The sequence below is a fragment of the Brevibacterium sp. S22 genome (assembly GCF_004745485.1).
GTDB lineage: Bacteria > Actinomycetota > Actinomycetes > Actinomycetales > Brevibacteriaceae > Brevibacterium.
Genome location: NZ_RHFG01000003.1, coordinates 168,854 through 183,132 on the forward strand (window position 1 = coordinate 168,854; position 14,279 = coordinate 183,132).

Below are 14,279 nucleotides of genomic sequence, written 5' to 3' on the forward strand. Positions count from 1 at the left end.
CCCGCCCCTGACATTGGGCAGATCGGAGCCGGAATGACACCGTCGGCGACATGCCCGCCGCGGTGTGTCACCGTGTCAGCCGAAGCTGTCGGGAACGAGCCTGCGACGCATCTCGAGGAAGTACGGCTCCTTCGACTCCGCGTACGTTCGCATCATCTGCGCGTCCGTCCCGCCCTTCGCCTTCGCTGCGGCGAGGCGGTCGCTCTTGACCTGCAGGTATCGATCGCGCTCCGCCGCATCCTCGGTGAGCAGATCCCGGAATGCGCGGGCGAAGCGCGCCCCGACGGAGTCGGCCAAACGCACATGCAGGTTGACGGCCCGGCCGGGGTCGGCATTCGCGTGGAACCATTTCCCTTCGGTCGCACCCTCGCCGAGGTGGTCGCCCATCTCTGTGCCCGGATAGCCGAGTTCGGCCAGGCGAGGGGCCAGAGCTCCGGCGGTGTCGAGGTCGGGCACGAGGAGCTGGAGGTCGATGACGTCCTTGGCGGGCAGACCCGGCACAGAGGTGGACCCGATGTGTTCGACGGCGAACTCGTCGCCTGAGCCGCAGCGCAGCTTTGCGATCACTCTCTGCGCGTCACCGGCCCAGTCCGCGTCCGCTGGGTCGACGAGGTCGAGTCCCGCCTTCGGCGCCCGCTGTTCAGCCGCAAGGTTGGCGGCGAACGGTCGGATCCGCGAATCGATGAGCTGCCTGACCGCCTCGGTCGTCTCCTCGACCGGGCCGGAATTGTCGATGATGACGTCGCAGGCTGCCCGGCGGGTGTCGTCATCGGCTTGGCGGGAGATCCGTGCGGCGGCGTCTTCACGGTCCATTCCGCGAGAGTCCATGAGTCGCTGCAGCCGCACCTCGGCGGGTACGTCGACGAGCAGATTGAGGTGATAGGCGGGCGTCATGGAGTTCTCTACGAGCAGCGGCACATCGTGGACGACGAGCTCGGCGTCGGCGTGCCGGGCGAAGTGTTCGGCGGTGCGGTCGCGGATCGCCGGATGCATGAGTCCGTTGAGCTGCGCTGTGTGTTCGGCATCGACGAAGGCTGCCGACGCCAGGGCCGTCCGGTCGAGCGAACCGTCGGCGTGCAGCACCTGCGGGCCGAAGGCTTGGGCCAGCTTCTCCAACAGCGGCTGTCCTGGTTCGACGACCTCACGGGCGATCTGGTCGGCGTCGACGAGCACTGCACCGTGGTCGACGAGCATCGCGGACACCGTTGACTTTCCGGCGCCGATTCCGCCGGTGAGACCGATTCTCAGCATGGGTTCATCCTACCGGTCGAGCCGGTAGACCCGCACTCCCTCATCAGCGATGATCGGATCTCCGACGGCGATGTCGAGGAAATCTTCGTATTCGCCGTCGCCTCCGGGCAGGAGCGGAGCCTCGGGGGCCAGCACGATGAAGTCGACCCCGGAATCCCGCAGCTCGGCGACCGCCGAAGCGACCTCCGGGCTCTTCGCGTCCGGCATGGGCTCCCCGTCGAACACAGAACCGTGCAGCAGTTCGTCGAGGGCATCCTCGGGTGCGGAATAGATCACCGGCGACTCCGGGCTGGAACCGATGAAGTAGCCGCCGGTCTCTCGATAGCGGAAACCGCTCACCGCCTGCCACACCATGGCTTCGTCGGCGTGGGGCTCTGCCCAGGCCAGGGGGCGGGGGAAGGTCTTGACGACGGATCCGGTGGGAATCGCCTCGGCGATGGATTCTTCGAAGAAGGCGGGCACGCTCACCTCGTGGGCAGTCTGCGGAGCAGGGACGACGGTGACGGCGGCGAGGACGAGAAGCATGAGGAGGTATCGGGCGCGCCGGAGCGTCGAGTGGGCCAGCGCCCATTGGAGACCGATGCCGAGCACGGCGAACAGCGCAATCGTGGAATGGAGGACGAGGCGCATGGGCAGGATGTTGTTGAGCACGGGAATGGTTTCGACCAGGGCGAACGGGCCGGTCTCCAGGAGAACACGGCCCCCGAGGAGGATCGGGGAGCCGAGCGCCAGCAGGAAGACGAGGATGCCTGTTCCCGCGGCGATGCGCAGCGGTATTGCGTGTGCAGATCGGTGTGCGAATCCGACCACGATGATGACGGCCGCCAACAGGGCCGGTGCCCCGATGTAGGCGCCGAGTTCGGCCGGGTCGATGTCCATGATCCGGGGCAGTGGGGAGACTCCGGAGCTCAGCCAGGCCGGGGCAGCGGGAAGGACCGGGTCGAGCAGATCGGTGTTCCACACTCCGTGCGGGCGAATGGCACCCTGCGGTGCGTTCGGACCGGCCATGGTCACCAGCAGCGGGATGGCACACAGCAGGGCGATGATGCCGGCGAGGGCGGAGCCGAGGCCGAGAGTCAGCCAGGAACGGGCGGCGTGGAGGCGGCGGCCGAAGACGGCGAGGCTGAGCAGGAGGCACAGGGCGGCGAGGAAGGTGCCGGCCAAGACTTCGGTGGAGACGTAGAACTGGAAGCCGAGGAGGAGTCCGAAACCGCCTCCGAGCAGCCAGAAGCGGCGGGCGCTGAGCAGGGAGCGGCCGTGGTATTGCCTGATTCGTCCGAGGTCGAGGAGGGCGAGGATCGCCCAGGCGGTCAGCGGCGGGGTGACGACGTATGCGAGGTTCGGGTGGCCGCCGAGTTGGGCGATGACATAGCTGGAGAAGCCGACTCCGGCTGCGGCGATGAATGCGGGCAGCCGGTCGAGGAAGCGGCGGAAGAGCACCGCCGTCGCCAGGCTGCCCAGCACCGGGAAGGTGAGAATGAGCAGGTTGTAGCTCACGATGGGTCCGGCCACCCAGGTCACGGGTGCCAGCAGGACCGCGAAGCCGGCCAGAGAGGTGTTCCAGGCGCCGTTGACTCCCCCGCCGAGGGCGTTCATCGATTCCGTGTACAGCAGGCCGCCGGTCTCCCCCGGTCCGAATCCGAGCGTTCCGGCGACCACGTGTGCGCCGTGTCCGAGCCACCAGATGAACAGGGAGGTGTCGTCGTTGGAGGCGACGACGCTGCCGCCAGGGTCGGCAGCGACGGAGCCGAAGATGGTCAGGCTGCCGATGCACAGCAGAAGTGTGTACCACAGCCAGGGGCGCAAGCGCGACCGAGTCATGGGGGCATACACAAAGGGCTCCCGGCCTTTCGACCGGGAGCCCAAGTGGTGGCTGCTATCAGCTGCCTGCAAGCTTCTCACGCAGGGCTGCGAGAGCTTCGTCGCTGGCCAGGGTGCCCTCGTCGCCTGCCTCTTCGGAGGAGAACGATCCGGTGGCGGGAGCAGCCTCGGCAGAACCGACGGCGTCTGCCGCGGAAGCCTCGGCGTCTGCTGCGATGGCCTTGGCGACCTGCTTCTTGTGCTCTTCCCAGCGTTCCTGAGCGGCGGCGTACTGCTGCTCCCAGGTCTCGCGCTGAGCCTCGTAGCCCTCGACCCATTCGTTGGTCTCGGGGTCGAAGCCCTCGGGGTACTTGTAGTTGCCGTCCTCGTCGTACTCCTGCGGCATGCCGTAGAGAGCGGGGTCGAGGAACTCTTCGGCCTCGGGGTCGACGCCTTCGTTCGCCTGCTTCAGCGACAGCGAGATGCGGCGACGTTCGAGGTCGATGTCGATGACCTTGACGTAGATGGTCTCTTCGACCGAGACGACCTGCTCGGGCAGATCCACGTGGCGCACTGCCAGCTCGGAGATGTGGACGAGGCCTTCGATGCCGTCTTCAACGCGCACGAATGCACCGAACGGAACGAGCTTGGTGACCTTGCCCGGCACGATCTGTCCGATGACGTGCGTGCGAGCGAAGTGCTGCCAAGGATCTTCCTGGGTGGCCTTGAGCGACAGCGAAACGCGCTCACGGTCCATGTCGACGTCGAGGACCTCGACGGTGACCTCGTCACCCACGGTGACGACCTCACCCGGGTGATCGATGTGCTTCCAGGACAGTTCGGAGACGTGGACGAGTCCGTCGACACCACCGAGGTCGACGAACGCACCGAAGTTGACGATGGAGGACACGACACCAGGACGGACCTGGCCCTTCTGCAGGGTCTGCAGGAAGTCGTGACGCACGGCCGACTGGGTCTGCTCGAGCCAGGCACGGCGCGACAGGACCACGTTGTTGCGGTTCTTGTCGAGCTCGATGATCTTGGCTTCGACCTGCTGGCCGATGTAGGGGGCGAGGTCGCGGACGCGGCGCATCTCGACCAGGGATGCGGGCAGGAAGCCGCGCAGTCCGATGTCGACGATCAGACCGCCCTTGACGACCTCGATGACGGTGCCGGTGACAACGCCGTCGTCTTCCTTGATCTTCTCGATGTCGCCCCAGGCGCGCTCGTACTGAGCACGCTTCTTCGAGAGCATGAGACGGCCCTCTTTGTCTTCCTTCTGAAGAACGAGGGCTTCGATCTCGTCCCCGACCTCGACGACTTCGCCGGGATCGACATCGTGCTTGATGGAAAGCTCACGTGCGAGGATGACGCCTTCCGTCTTGTATCCGATGTCGACGAGGACTTCGTCACGGTCGACCTTGACGACTTCGCCCTCAACGATGTCGCCATCGTTGAAGTACTTGATGGTCTCATCGACGGCGGCGAGGAAATCCTCAGCGGTTCCGATGTCGTTGACAGCGACCTGCTTCGGCTGCACCGATTCCGGCGTGGTGGTGGTCATATAGGTAGGGACTCCGATGGAATATTGGTCCAGATCCGGTACCCTGGCGGCAGGTCGTGAAAGTTGCCGCAAGAACCGAATCCGGTCTCGATTGCGAATTTGGACTTGTATGCACAGGCGCATACGGTTGTCAATGCTAGCACCTTCTTGGGCGTGAATGCACGCCGAAGAGTCGAATCATCACCACCTGGGGCCACGGAGGAACCATGAGCGAAGGAACTGACGGAGCCGAGGTCATCAGCGGTGGCTATCTCCCGATCGACGAAGAGGCGTCTGTCCGGGCCAATCGCAGCTATTGGGACAACTCGGCCGAAGAGTATCTGGCCGAGCACGGCACGTTCCTCGGCGCTTCGGATTTCATCTGGTGTCCGGAAGGAATTCACGAATCCGACGTGCGCCTCCTCGGCGATGTTGCGAGGAAACAGGTGCTCGAGGTCGGCTGCGGCGCCGGTCAGTGCTCCCGGTGGCTGGCCGAACAGGGGGCGATCACCACTGGTGTCGATGTCTCCGCCGGAATGCTCGAGCAGGCTTCGCGTCTGCAGCGCGAACATCCCCTGAGCACCGAGGCGACTCCCCCGACGTTCCTCCTCGCCGATGCCCGACAGCTGCCGTTCGCATCGAACAGCTTCGATCGCGCGTTCTCCTCCTACGGTGCACTTCCCTTCGTCAAGGACGCCGAGGTGGTCTTCGCCGAGGTGGCTCGAGTGCTGCGCAGCGGCGGACAGTGGATCTTCTCGACGACTCACCCGATGCGGTGGATGTTCCCCGATGTTCCGGGCGAAGCCGGTCTGACCGTCGAGTATTCGTATTTCGATCGCACTCCGTACGTCGAGCTGTCCTCGGACGGTCAGCCCGTCTACGCCGAGCACCACCGGACGATGAGCGACTGGGTGCGCCTGCTCGTCGAGGCGGGCTTCACGATCGATTCGGTGACCGAACCCGAATGGCCCGCAGAGAATCAGACCGCCTGGGGCGGCTGGTCGCCGCTGCGCGGAGCGCTCATGCCCGGAACCGTGATCTTCTCCACCACCCTGAACAAAGACTGACTCGACGAAACGCGAAACCAGCTCAGGCAGCACGAAGCAGGCTCAGGTCACGCGAAAGTCGTAAAAGTCGTCGCCGGAGACGTCTTTTTCGAGTTTCGCGTGACCTGAGGGATCAAGTGGCGAGCTGCATCGCTCAGTGGGCAGCGGCGTGCCAGGAGCGGCCGGTGCCGACGTTGACGTCCAGGGGCACATCGAGTTCGAACGCCGAACCCATCTCCTCGGTGACGATCGCCTTCACCTCGTCGATCTCGTCGGAGCGTGCGTCGACGATGATCTCGTCATGGACCTGCAGCAGCATCGGCGACTGCAGATCCTCCAGCCGCCCGGCGACCTTGAGCATGGCGATCTTCATGATGTCGGCGGCCGAACCCTGGATCGGGGCATTGAGAGCGGCACGCTCGGCCATGTCCCGCAGCTGTCTGCGGTCGCTGTGCAGCGCCGGCAGGTAGCGCCTGCGCCCCATGATGGTCTCAGTGAACCCCTTGGCGCGGGCCTGCTCGACGATATCGTCGAGGTAGTCCTTGACGGCCCCGAAGCGCTCGAAGTATTGGTCCATCAGCCCCTTGGCTTCGTCGACGCCGATCGCCAGCTGCCGGGACAGGCCGTAGGCGGAGAGGCCGTAGACCAGCCCATAGGACATGGCTTTGACCTTCGACCGCATCTCGGAGTCCACGTCATCGATGCCGACGCCGAAGACCTTCGAGCCGACATAGGAATGGAGGTCCTCGCCGTCCTTGAACGCCTGGATGAGTGCGGCGTCCCCGGACAGGTGGGCCATGATCCGCATTTCGATCTGCGAATAGTCGGCGGTGAGCAGAGTCCCGTCAGCCACCTCGGGGTCGGCGATGAAGATATCGCGGATGCGCCGTCCCGATTCGGTGCGCACCGGGATGTTCTGCAGGTTCGGGTCGAGTGAGGACAGTCGTCCGGTCGCGGCGACGGTCTGCTGATAGGTGGTGTGGATGCGTCCGTCATCAGCGACGGTCTTCAGCAGACCGACGACGGTCTGTTTGAGCTTCGTCGAATCCCGGTAGGCCAACAGATGCTGAAGGAAGGGGTGTTCGGTCTTGACGAACAGTTCGGCCAAGGCTTCGGCATCGGTCGTGTAACCGGTCTTCGTGCGCTTGGTCTTGGGCATATCGAGTTCGTCGAAGAGCACGGTCTGCAGCTGCTTGGGCGAACCGAGGTTCACCTCGTGGCCGATCGCGTCATAGGCCTCCCCCGCGCTGGCTTCGGCCTGCTTCGTGAATTCGTCGATGAGGTTCGACAGACCGGCTTCGTCGACGGCGATACCGGTCGTTTCCATGCGCGCGAGCACGGGCACCAGCGGCAGTTCGATATCGCGATACACCTGAGTCATGTTCGCGTCGTCGATGGCCTTCGACAGCACTTCGTGGACTTCGAGCAGTGCGGCGGCACGCTGACCGTGCGTCGTCGCTGCGGCGTCCGAATCGAGGTCGAGGGCGAGCTGCCCGGAATCGGATTCGGGTTCGCTGAGATCGATCCCGGCACGGTCGGCGGCGATCTGCCCGAGTTCGTAGGAGCGGGCATCGGGGACGAGGAGGTAGGCGGCGAGAGCCGTGTCCCCTGCAATTTCGGTCACCGACAGTCCCATCGATGCCCAGGCCTTGATCTGCAGCTTCGAACTGTGGAGGATCAGCGAATGCCCGCCCAGTGCGGAACCGAGCGTGCTGACGCTCTTCTGCCCTGCCTCGGCGAGGTCGACGATCCATGCCTGCCCGGGTTCGGTGGAGACGGCGAGGGTCCGGGCCTGACCGTGGCCGAGTTCGAAGGAAGCGTCGGAATCGAGTGCCAGCACATCGTGGTCGGTGATCTTGGTCAGCAGAGTCTCGATGTCGATGGTCTCGATGCTCGTCTCCCGAGCCGGAGTCGGTTCGGACTCAGCACCGGCCTCGGGGAAGATCGCGGCCAGACGTCTGCCGAGAGCTTGGAACTCGAGCTGGTCGAACAGACTCGACAGCTCGGTCGGATCGCCTTCGCCCCAGGCCAGGTCATCGAACTGCAGGTCCAGATCGACGTCGTCGAGGAGGCGGTTGAGTCGATAGTTCCGCTCCACCTCGGCGATATGGTCGCGCAGCTTCTCACCGACCTTGCCGCCGATCTTGTCGGCGTTCTCGAGCACACCGGGCAGGTCGCCGTGAGCGGTGAGCCACTTCGCGGCGGTCTTGTCCCCGACACCGGGCACACCGGGCAGGTTGTCGGCCTTCTCACCGACGAGCGCGGCCAGTCCGCGGTAGTTGCTCGGGCTGACTCCGTACTTCTCCTCAATAGCCGCCGGCGTCATCCGGTTGAGGTCGCTCACTCCGCGTTTGGGGTAGAGGATCGTCACGGCATCGTTGGCCAGCTGGAAGGAGTCCTTGTCACCGCTCATGACTTCGACGGCGGCTCCCGCCTCGGTGCCCATCTTCGCCATGGTTGCCAGGGCGTCATCGGCTTCGAAGCCCTCCTTCGTCACAACCCGGATGCCCATCGCGGTGACAATGTCCTTGATGAGGTCGATCTGCGGGTGGAACTCCGGCGGGGTCTTCGCCCGGCCCGCCTTGTATTCGGCGTACTCCTCGAGGCGGAAGGTCTGTCGTCCGAGGTCGAAGGCCACAGCCACATGGCTCGGCGTTTCGTCGCGGAGGACGTTGATGAGCATGGAGATGAAGCCGTAGATGGCGTTCGTCGTCTGGCCGGTGCTGGTGGCGAAGTTCTCGACCGGCAGGGCGTGGAAAGCCCGATAGGCCAGGGAGTGTCCGTCGATGAGCAGGAGGGATTCGTTTGAGTGACTCACATGGCATAGCCTATCGTTCGAAGCTGACTTGAAGGAGAATCGATGCTGCGTCCCGACGTGTCCCTGACCGCTCACACCACACCTGAGGAGATCGACACGCTGCTTGCGCAGCTGCGTTCACCGGGCTCCGGGGGTGAGCTGGCGGAGAGGATGGGAATCGAGTTCGTCGCACTCGCCCACGACCATGTCGTCGCCACCGCTCCGGTCGTCGGCAATCGGCAGCCGATGGGTCTCTTCCACGGAGGCGGGCACGTCGTTCTCGCCGAGTCGCTGGCATCGATGCATTCCTACCTGCTCTCCGGCGGCAGGAACGTCGTCGGCGTCGATCTCAATGCCACTCACCTGCGTGCGGCCAAGGAGGGCATCGTCACCGGGACCGCCTCGGTGCTTCATCAGGGACGCACGATCGTCAGCCATGAGGTGAAGATGACCGACGAGGCGGGGCGGCTGCTCTCGATCGTGCGGATCACGAATATGATCCTGCGGACCGAGCCGAAAGGCTGAGGACTGCGGACCGAGCCGAAGGGCTGAGGGCCGCCTCACCGAGCGTGCCCGCGCCTCGGCGGCGAAATCACCTCGGCGATGAATACAGAGGGCCGACGAATCCGAGGCGGATTCGTCGGCCCTCTTCTCAGGTTTCGGGTCCGGACCTGCCTGGTCCGGGAGGTCGTTACTTCTTCGTGCCGATCTGCTTGAGGACGGTTTCAGCGACCTCACGCATCGTCAGACGACGATCCATCGAGGTCTTCTGGATCCAGCGGAAGGCTTCGGGCTCACTCAGTCCCATGGAGGTCTGCAGCAGGCTCTTCGCGCGCTCCACGAGCTTGCGGGTCTCGAAGCGTTCGGTGAGATCGGAGATCTCGGACTCGAGTGAGCTGATCTCGGCGTGACGGGAGAGCGCGATCTCCAGGGCCGGGATGAGATCGGCCGAGGTGAACGGTTTGACCACATAGGCCATGGCACCGGCGTCCCGGGCGCGCTCGACGAGCTCCTTCTGCGAGAAGGCGGTGAGGAGGACGACCGGGGCGATGCGGGCGCGGGCGATGCGCTCGGCCGCGGAGATTCCGTCGAGGATGGGCATCTTGATGTCCATGACGACGAGGTCCGGGCGCAGCTCCTCAGCCAGGCGGATGGCGGATTCGCCGTCCGCAGCCTCACCGACGACGTCGTAGCCGACTTCGCGGAGCATTTCTACGATATCGAGACGAATCACGGCCTCGTCTTCGGCCACGACTACGCGGCGGACCGGCACGGACTCATCTGAAGTTGATTCTTCGCTGTTTGAAAGCACGGCACCAGTCTAGACCAGGCGCTCAGCGTCGTGGCCAGCGGACCCGGAAGTTTCTTCTGTGAGGGTGCCCACCACCGGTGACGACGGCCACCGACGGACTCGATCGACAAGCTTGGTCGACGTGGTCGGTCATCAGGTTCGGTCGACGGACTCGATCGACGAGGTCGGTCGACAGGTTCGGTCGACGAGGTCGGTCGAACCTCCGGCCTCGGACGATCGCTGCCCGTTGTCGATTGTGCAATCCGTTCGCGCGCACAGTAGAATCGTCCCCGTCGCGCAGACGCTCCTCAGTCGACGTCACGTGACGAGCCGGATTGGCGGAATCGGTAGACGCGGTGCACTCAAAATGCATTGTCGAAAGACGTGCGGGTTCGAGTCCCGCATCCGGTACAGACGAAGGCACTGTCGAATGTGATTTCGACAGTGCCTTCTGTGTTCCCCACACTTCCCCCACCACGCGCTTCCAGTGCGGCGCCCCTGCACCAGAACCACATGTCGTCCGTTTCATCAGTCCGCGTCCTGATGAAGGGGACGGGAAGTGAGGCTGAGGCGCACGAAGTCTGGTGACAGGTGTACGAAACCTGGTGTGCGGTGTACGGAAAGTGGTGGCGTCGGCGTCCCGTGGCGCCGGCCGGTGGTGTCAGCCGGCAACGGTAGGGGGCCACGACCGGTCGTGGTGGCGCCGGGGACCGGAGACCTCGGTCGGCGGTGGCGACCGCGGGTGCCCGAGGCCAGTGACGTCATAGTCGCAGGTCGCGGGAGTACAGGAGCGTATCGAAGCGCTTCTGCCCGACCGCCACGAAGTCCGGCAGTCGGCCATAGCGGGTGAAGCCCAAGGATTCGTAGAGGCCGATGGCCGCCCCATTGTCACCGCGCAGGTCGAGTGTGATGACTTCCGTTCCGTGACCTCGCGCCGCCTGGATGAGCGCTTCCATGAGTCCCCTTCCCACGCCTCGGCCCTGAGCGCCCGGGTCGACCGCGACCTTTTCGATGTCGACATGGGGTCGGAAAGTGGGGCGGGTGTACCGGGTCCAGTAGGCGAAGCCGGTGATCTCGTCGTCGCGGCGAGCAATCGCTGCGGCTGACTCTCCGGCTTCCGTACCTGCAGCCAGACGTCGGACGAGTCCGCTGATCTCCGTGCTCGCGGGCGGCGTGACCCAGCCGAGGGCTGCGCCTGCGTCGACGAGGCGGCCGAGCAGCGATGTCACTTGCTGGACATCGCGCTCGGCCAGGCCCTCGGCGGCGAGGAGTTCGACACCGGCGCTCGACGGTACAGTGTCAGCGGCTGAAGGGTCGGTCGCTGCGGGGTCAGTCGCGCGGTGCTCCGCTGACCGGTTCGCCGGCGTCCTCGGACGCGGAGCTTCGGGGTCCGGCGTCCTCGGTGCGGGCCTCGTCGACATCTGCATCCTCCTCAAGCGGAACGTAGCCGTTGATGCGCGGGGCATCGTAGCGTTCGACGTCCAGGATCTCATGCCGCTTGGCCACGATGGCCGGGACGAGTGCCTGACCGGAGACGTTGAGTGCGGTGCGGCCCATGTCCACGATCGGTTCGATGGCCAGCAGCAGGCCCACGCCCTCGAGCGGCAGACCCAAGGTCGACAGAGTCAGGGTGAGCATCACGGTCGCACCCGTCGTACCGGCCGTGGCGGCCGAACCGATGACGGCGACGAAGATGATGAGCAGGTACTGGATGAGGGAGAGATCGATGCCGAAGAACTGGGCGACGAACACCGCTGCGATCGCCGGGTAGATCGCCGCGCAGCCGTCCATCTTCGTCGTCGCGCCGAAGGGCACGGCGAAGGCGGCGTAGGAGTGGGGCACTCCGAAGTTGTCGGTGGCAACCTTCTGCGTCACGGGCATGGTGCCGATCGAGGAACGGGAGACGAAGCCCATCTGTGCGACCGGCCAGACACCGGAGAAGTACTGGCGCACGGACAGTCCGTTGGCTCGCGCCAGGGCCGGGTAGACGATGAAGAACACGATCGCGAGTCCGATGTAGACGGCGACGACGAACCACAGCAGCGATCCCATCGTGGACCAGCCGTAGGAGTTCACGGCGTTGCCGATGAGGCCGAGTGTGCCGATCGGAGCGATGCGCACGATCCACCAGACGACCTTCTGGACCACGGCCAGGGCCGCCTCGGTGAACTGGAGGAACGGTTCCGCGGCCTTGCCGACCTTGACCGCTGCGATGCCGATGGCACCGGAGACGATGATGAGCTGGAGGATGTTGAAGTTGACCTCGGAGCTCAGGCCCCCGGCCTCATCCGGTGAGGTGGCGACCTCGAGTCCGAGGAAGTTCACCGGCACCAGCCCGGTGAGGAAGCCGAGCCAGCTGCCCTGAGAATCGGGCGCGCCGGTGCGCAGCGAAGCGGCATCGGCATGGGCGCCGGGCTGCATGACGATGCCGATGATGAGTCCGAGGACGACGGCGATCAGGGCTGTGAGAGCGAACCACAGCAGGGTCGACATGGCCAGCCGGGCGGCATTGGTGACCTTGCGCAGGTTGCCGATGCTCGCGATGATCGCGGTGATGACCAGCGGGACGACTGCGGCCTTGAGCAGGGTGACGTACGACGACCCGACGGTGTCGAGAGTCTGGCCGAGCCAGTTGTCTGCGGTGTCGCTGACCGGTCCCCATGATCGGGCGATGAGCCCGAGGATGACACCGGCGATGAGTGCGATGGTCACCTGCACTCCGAAGGACTTGCTCCAGGCGGGCAGTCTCATTGAATTCCTCTCCTAGCGGGTCCTCCCATCTGAGATCCGCAGGGAGGATTAGGCAACAGAGAGCACAACTGTTGAGCAATATGCGAAATTCCGCGATCTGATGTGATATGCATCGCAGGCGGGAAGATCGCGCTGCCGAGCCCCGCGACACGACACTGCCGGCGGCGCCGTCCCCGGACAAGGGGCAGACGCCGCCGGCAGAGTCAGCCTGCAGCCTTCAGTGGCGGGGCGATTGGCCTTCGCGCACGATCGGCACCTCACGGGTGATCGGTGCTTCGGTGACCACTCCGTATCCGGCCAGCGGATCCTCCTCGGAGTCCGACGAGTCCTGGTAGGCCGCCGTCACCCCCTTCGCAGCATCGCCGATGGAGTGGATACGGAGGGCGTTCGTCGATCCGGGGATTCCGGGAGGCGATCCGGCCACGAGGATGCTCTGATCGCCCTCGCGGGCAGTGCCGTCGGCGAGCAGAACGGCATCGACCTGGCGAGCCATCTGGTCAGTGTGGCGGACCGTCTTCACGAGGTAGGGGCGCACGCCCCAGGTCAGCGCCAGCTGGTGGCGGACCTGCGGGTCGGGTGTGAAGCCGAGGATCGGCCAGGCCGGCCGCAGGCGCGACATCCGTCGCACCGAGTCGCCGGTCTGCGAGAAGGTGCACAGCAGGTCGATATCGAGTTGCTCAGCAATCTGCACGGCGGCTGCAGTGACGGCCCCGCCCTTCGTGTGGGGAACGGTGCCCAACAGCGGGATCCGGTCGAGACCGTGCTCCTCGGTGGAGCCGATGATCCGGCTCATCGTCCGGATCGCTTCGACCCAGTGAGCGCCCACCGAGGTCTCACCGGAGAGCATGAGCGCATCGGCACCGTCGAGGACGGCGTTTGCGCAGTCACTGGCTTCGGCGCGAGTGGGCCGTGGTGCATCGATCATCGTCTCGAGCATCTGCGTGGCCACAATGACGGGCTTGGCCTGCTGGCGGGCGATCTCGACGGCCCGCTTCTGCACGATCGGCACCTGTTCGAGCGGCAGCTCGACGCCGAGGTCGCCGCGAGCGACCATGATGCCGTCGAAGGCGTCGATGATCTCATCGAGCTGGTCGACGGCCTGCGGCTTCTCGAGCTTGGCGATGACCGGAGCGGTGATTCCGACCTCGTCCATGACCGCACGCACATCGTTCATGTCCTCCGGGCTGCGGACGAAGGACAGGGCGACCCAGTCGAAGCCGAGCTCCAGACCCCATTTGAGGTCGTCGACGTCCTTCTCCGACAGAGCAGGGACGGACACCGGCACTCCGGGGAGGTTGATGCCCTTGTGGTTGGAGATGGTTCCGCCGATTTCGACTTCGGTGACCACATCGGTGGCGGTCACCTCGGTGGCGCGCAGGCGCAGACGACCGTCGTCGATGAGCAGCGGGTCACCCACGGACACGTCTTCTGCCAAGGTCGGCAGTGTCGTGCTCACGAGTTCTGCGGTGCCGGGGACATCTCGGCTGGTGATGGTGAAGGCGGCGCCTTCGACGAGCTCTTCCTTGCCATTGGCGAAGGTGCCCACGCGGATCTTCGGACCCTGCAGGTCGAGGAGGACGGCGACGGGCCGTCCGGTGTCGAGGGCGGCCTGGCGGACCCAGGCGAATTTCTCTTCGTGCTCTTCTCGTTTTCCGTGGCTCAGATTGAATCGGGCGACATCGACGCCTTCATCGACGAGCTCGCGGATCTCTTCATAGGAGTTCTGGTTCGGACCTAAAGTTGCGACTATCTTTGCACGCCTCATACGCTCCACCCTACCTAAAGTCTCAGCGGGCGGTC

The 14,279-nt window shown here is 65.1% G+C and carries 10 protein-coding genes and 1 tRNA gene; 3 read left to right on the forward strand and 8 right to left on the reverse strand.

The features are described from left to right. Positions 1-75: 75 nt before the first annotated feature. Genes coaE through rpsA form a run of 3 tightly spaced genes read right to left on the reverse strand, consistent with a single transcriptional unit; the run spans position 76 to position 4,615 of the window. Positions 76-1,251 (reverse strand): dephospho-CoA kinase, encoded by a 1,176-nt coding sequence (coaE, locus tag EB835_RS04845; RefSeq protein WP_135808346.1) that lies wholly within the window; start codon positions 1,249-1,251, stop codon positions 76-78. 9 nt (positions 1,252-1,260) lie between these two features. Next, the gene (locus EB835_RS04850; protein ID WP_240688551.1) at positions 1,261-3,072 is read right to left on the reverse strand and encodes a hypothetical protein; all 1,812 of its coding nucleotides are present in this window, start codon (positions 3,070-3,072) and stop codon (positions 1,261-1,263) included. A 58-nt stretch (positions 3,073-3,130) separates the two neighbouring features. Further along, entirely contained in the window at positions 3,131-4,615 is a 1,485-nt protein-coding gene (rpsA, locus tag EB835_RS04855; RefSeq protein WP_135808348.1) for a 30S ribosomal protein S1, read from the reverse strand. Positions 4,616-4,821: 206 nt separating this feature from the next. Between rpsA and EB835_RS04860 the strand changes: the two genes are divergently transcribed. Beyond that, a complete protein-coding gene (locus EB835_RS04860) occupies positions 4,822-5,661 on the forward strand; it encodes a class I SAM-dependent methyltransferase (RefSeq protein ID WP_135808349.1) in 840 nt (279 codons plus the stop codon). A 133-nt stretch (positions 5,662-5,794) separates the two neighbouring features. Here EB835_RS04860 and polA read toward each other — a convergent pair whose 3' ends face one another. Continuing rightward, positions 5,795-8,458, reverse strand: a complete 2,664-nt coding sequence (gene polA / locus EB835_RS04865; RefSeq protein WP_135808350.1) for a DNA polymerase I — start codon at positions 8,456-8,458, stop codon at positions 5,795-5,797. 42 nt (positions 8,459-8,500) lie between these two features. On the opposite strand from polA, the gene EB835_RS04870 reads away from it, so the two are divergent. Continuing rightward, positions 8,501-8,962, forward strand: coding sequence for a PaaI family thioesterase (locus tag EB835_RS04870; protein WP_135808351.1), 462 nt, complete (start codon positions 8,501-8,503; stop codon positions 8,960-8,962). A gap of 166 nt (positions 8,963-9,128) precedes the next feature. Here EB835_RS04870 and EB835_RS04875 read toward each other — a convergent pair whose 3' ends face one another. Further along, positions 9,129-9,710, reverse strand: a complete 582-nt coding sequence (locus tag EB835_RS04875; RefSeq protein ID WP_101544335.1) for an ANTAR domain-containing response regulator — start codon at positions 9,708-9,710, stop codon at positions 9,129-9,131. A 347-nt stretch (positions 9,711-10,057) separates the two neighbouring features. Between EB835_RS04875 and EB835_RS04880 the strand changes: the two genes are divergently transcribed. After that, positions 10,058-10,139 (forward strand) — tRNA-Leu (locus tag EB835_RS04880). A 350-nt stretch (positions 10,140-10,489) separates the two neighbouring features. Here EB835_RS04880 and EB835_RS04885 read toward each other — a convergent pair. From EB835_RS04885 to pyk, 3 genes are all read right to left on the reverse strand, one after another. Further along, the gene (locus tag EB835_RS04885) at positions 10,490-11,149 is read right to left on the reverse strand and encodes a GNAT family N-acetyltransferase (RefSeq protein WP_135808352.1); all 660 of its coding nucleotides are present in this window, start codon (positions 11,147-11,149) and stop codon (positions 10,490-10,492) included. Further along, positions 11,058-12,479 carry a dicarboxylate/amino acid:cation symporter gene (locus EB835_RS04890; protein WP_135808353.1) on the reverse strand — a complete coding sequence of 474 codons (1,422 nt, stop codon included), beginning with the start codon at positions 12,477-12,479 and terminating at the stop codon, positions 11,058-11,060. Before EB835_RS04890 ends, EB835_RS04885 begins: the two co-directional genes overlap by 92 nt. 217 nt (positions 12,480-12,696) lie before the next feature. Continuing rightward, a complete protein-coding gene (pyk, locus tag EB835_RS04895) occupies positions 12,697-14,244 on the reverse strand; it encodes a pyruvate kinase (protein WP_135808354.1) in 1,548 nt (515 codons plus the stop codon). Between the last annotated feature and the right edge of the window lie 35 nt (positions 14,245-14,279).

Excerpts from the sequence above, each read along its gene's own strand:
- EB835_RS04870 (WP_135808351.1), top strand. The coding sequence starts at position 8,501 with ATGCTGCGTCCCGACGTGTCCCTGACCGCTCACACCACACCTGAGGAG.
- EB835_RS04890 (WP_135808353.1), bottom strand. The coding sequence starts at position 12,479 with ATGAGACTGCCCGCCTGGAGCAAGTCCTTCGGAGTGCAGGTGACCATC.
- EB835_RS04850 (WP_240688551.1), bottom strand. The coding sequence starts at position 3,072 with ATGACTCGGTCGCGCTTGCGCCCCTGGCTGTGGTACACACTTCTGCTG.
- EB835_RS04860 (WP_135808349.1), top strand. The coding sequence starts at position 4,822 with ATGAGCGAAGGAACTGACGGAGCCGAGGTCATCAGCGGTGGCTATCTC.
- EB835_RS04885 (WP_135808352.1), bottom strand. The coding sequence starts at position 11,149 with ATGTCGACGAGGCCCGCACCGAGGACGCCGGACCCCGAAGCTCCGCGT.
- rpsA (WP_135808348.1), bottom strand. The coding sequence starts at position 4,615 with ATGACCACCACCACGCCGGAATCGGTGCAGCCGAAGCAGGTCGCTGTC.
- coaE (WP_135808346.1), bottom strand. The coding sequence starts at position 1,251 with ATGCTGAGAATCGGTCTCACCGGCGGAATCGGCGCCGGAAAGTCAACG.
- pyk (WP_135808354.1), bottom strand. The coding sequence starts at position 14,244 with ATGAGGCGTGCAAAGATAGTCGCAACTTTAGGTCCGAACCAGAACTCC.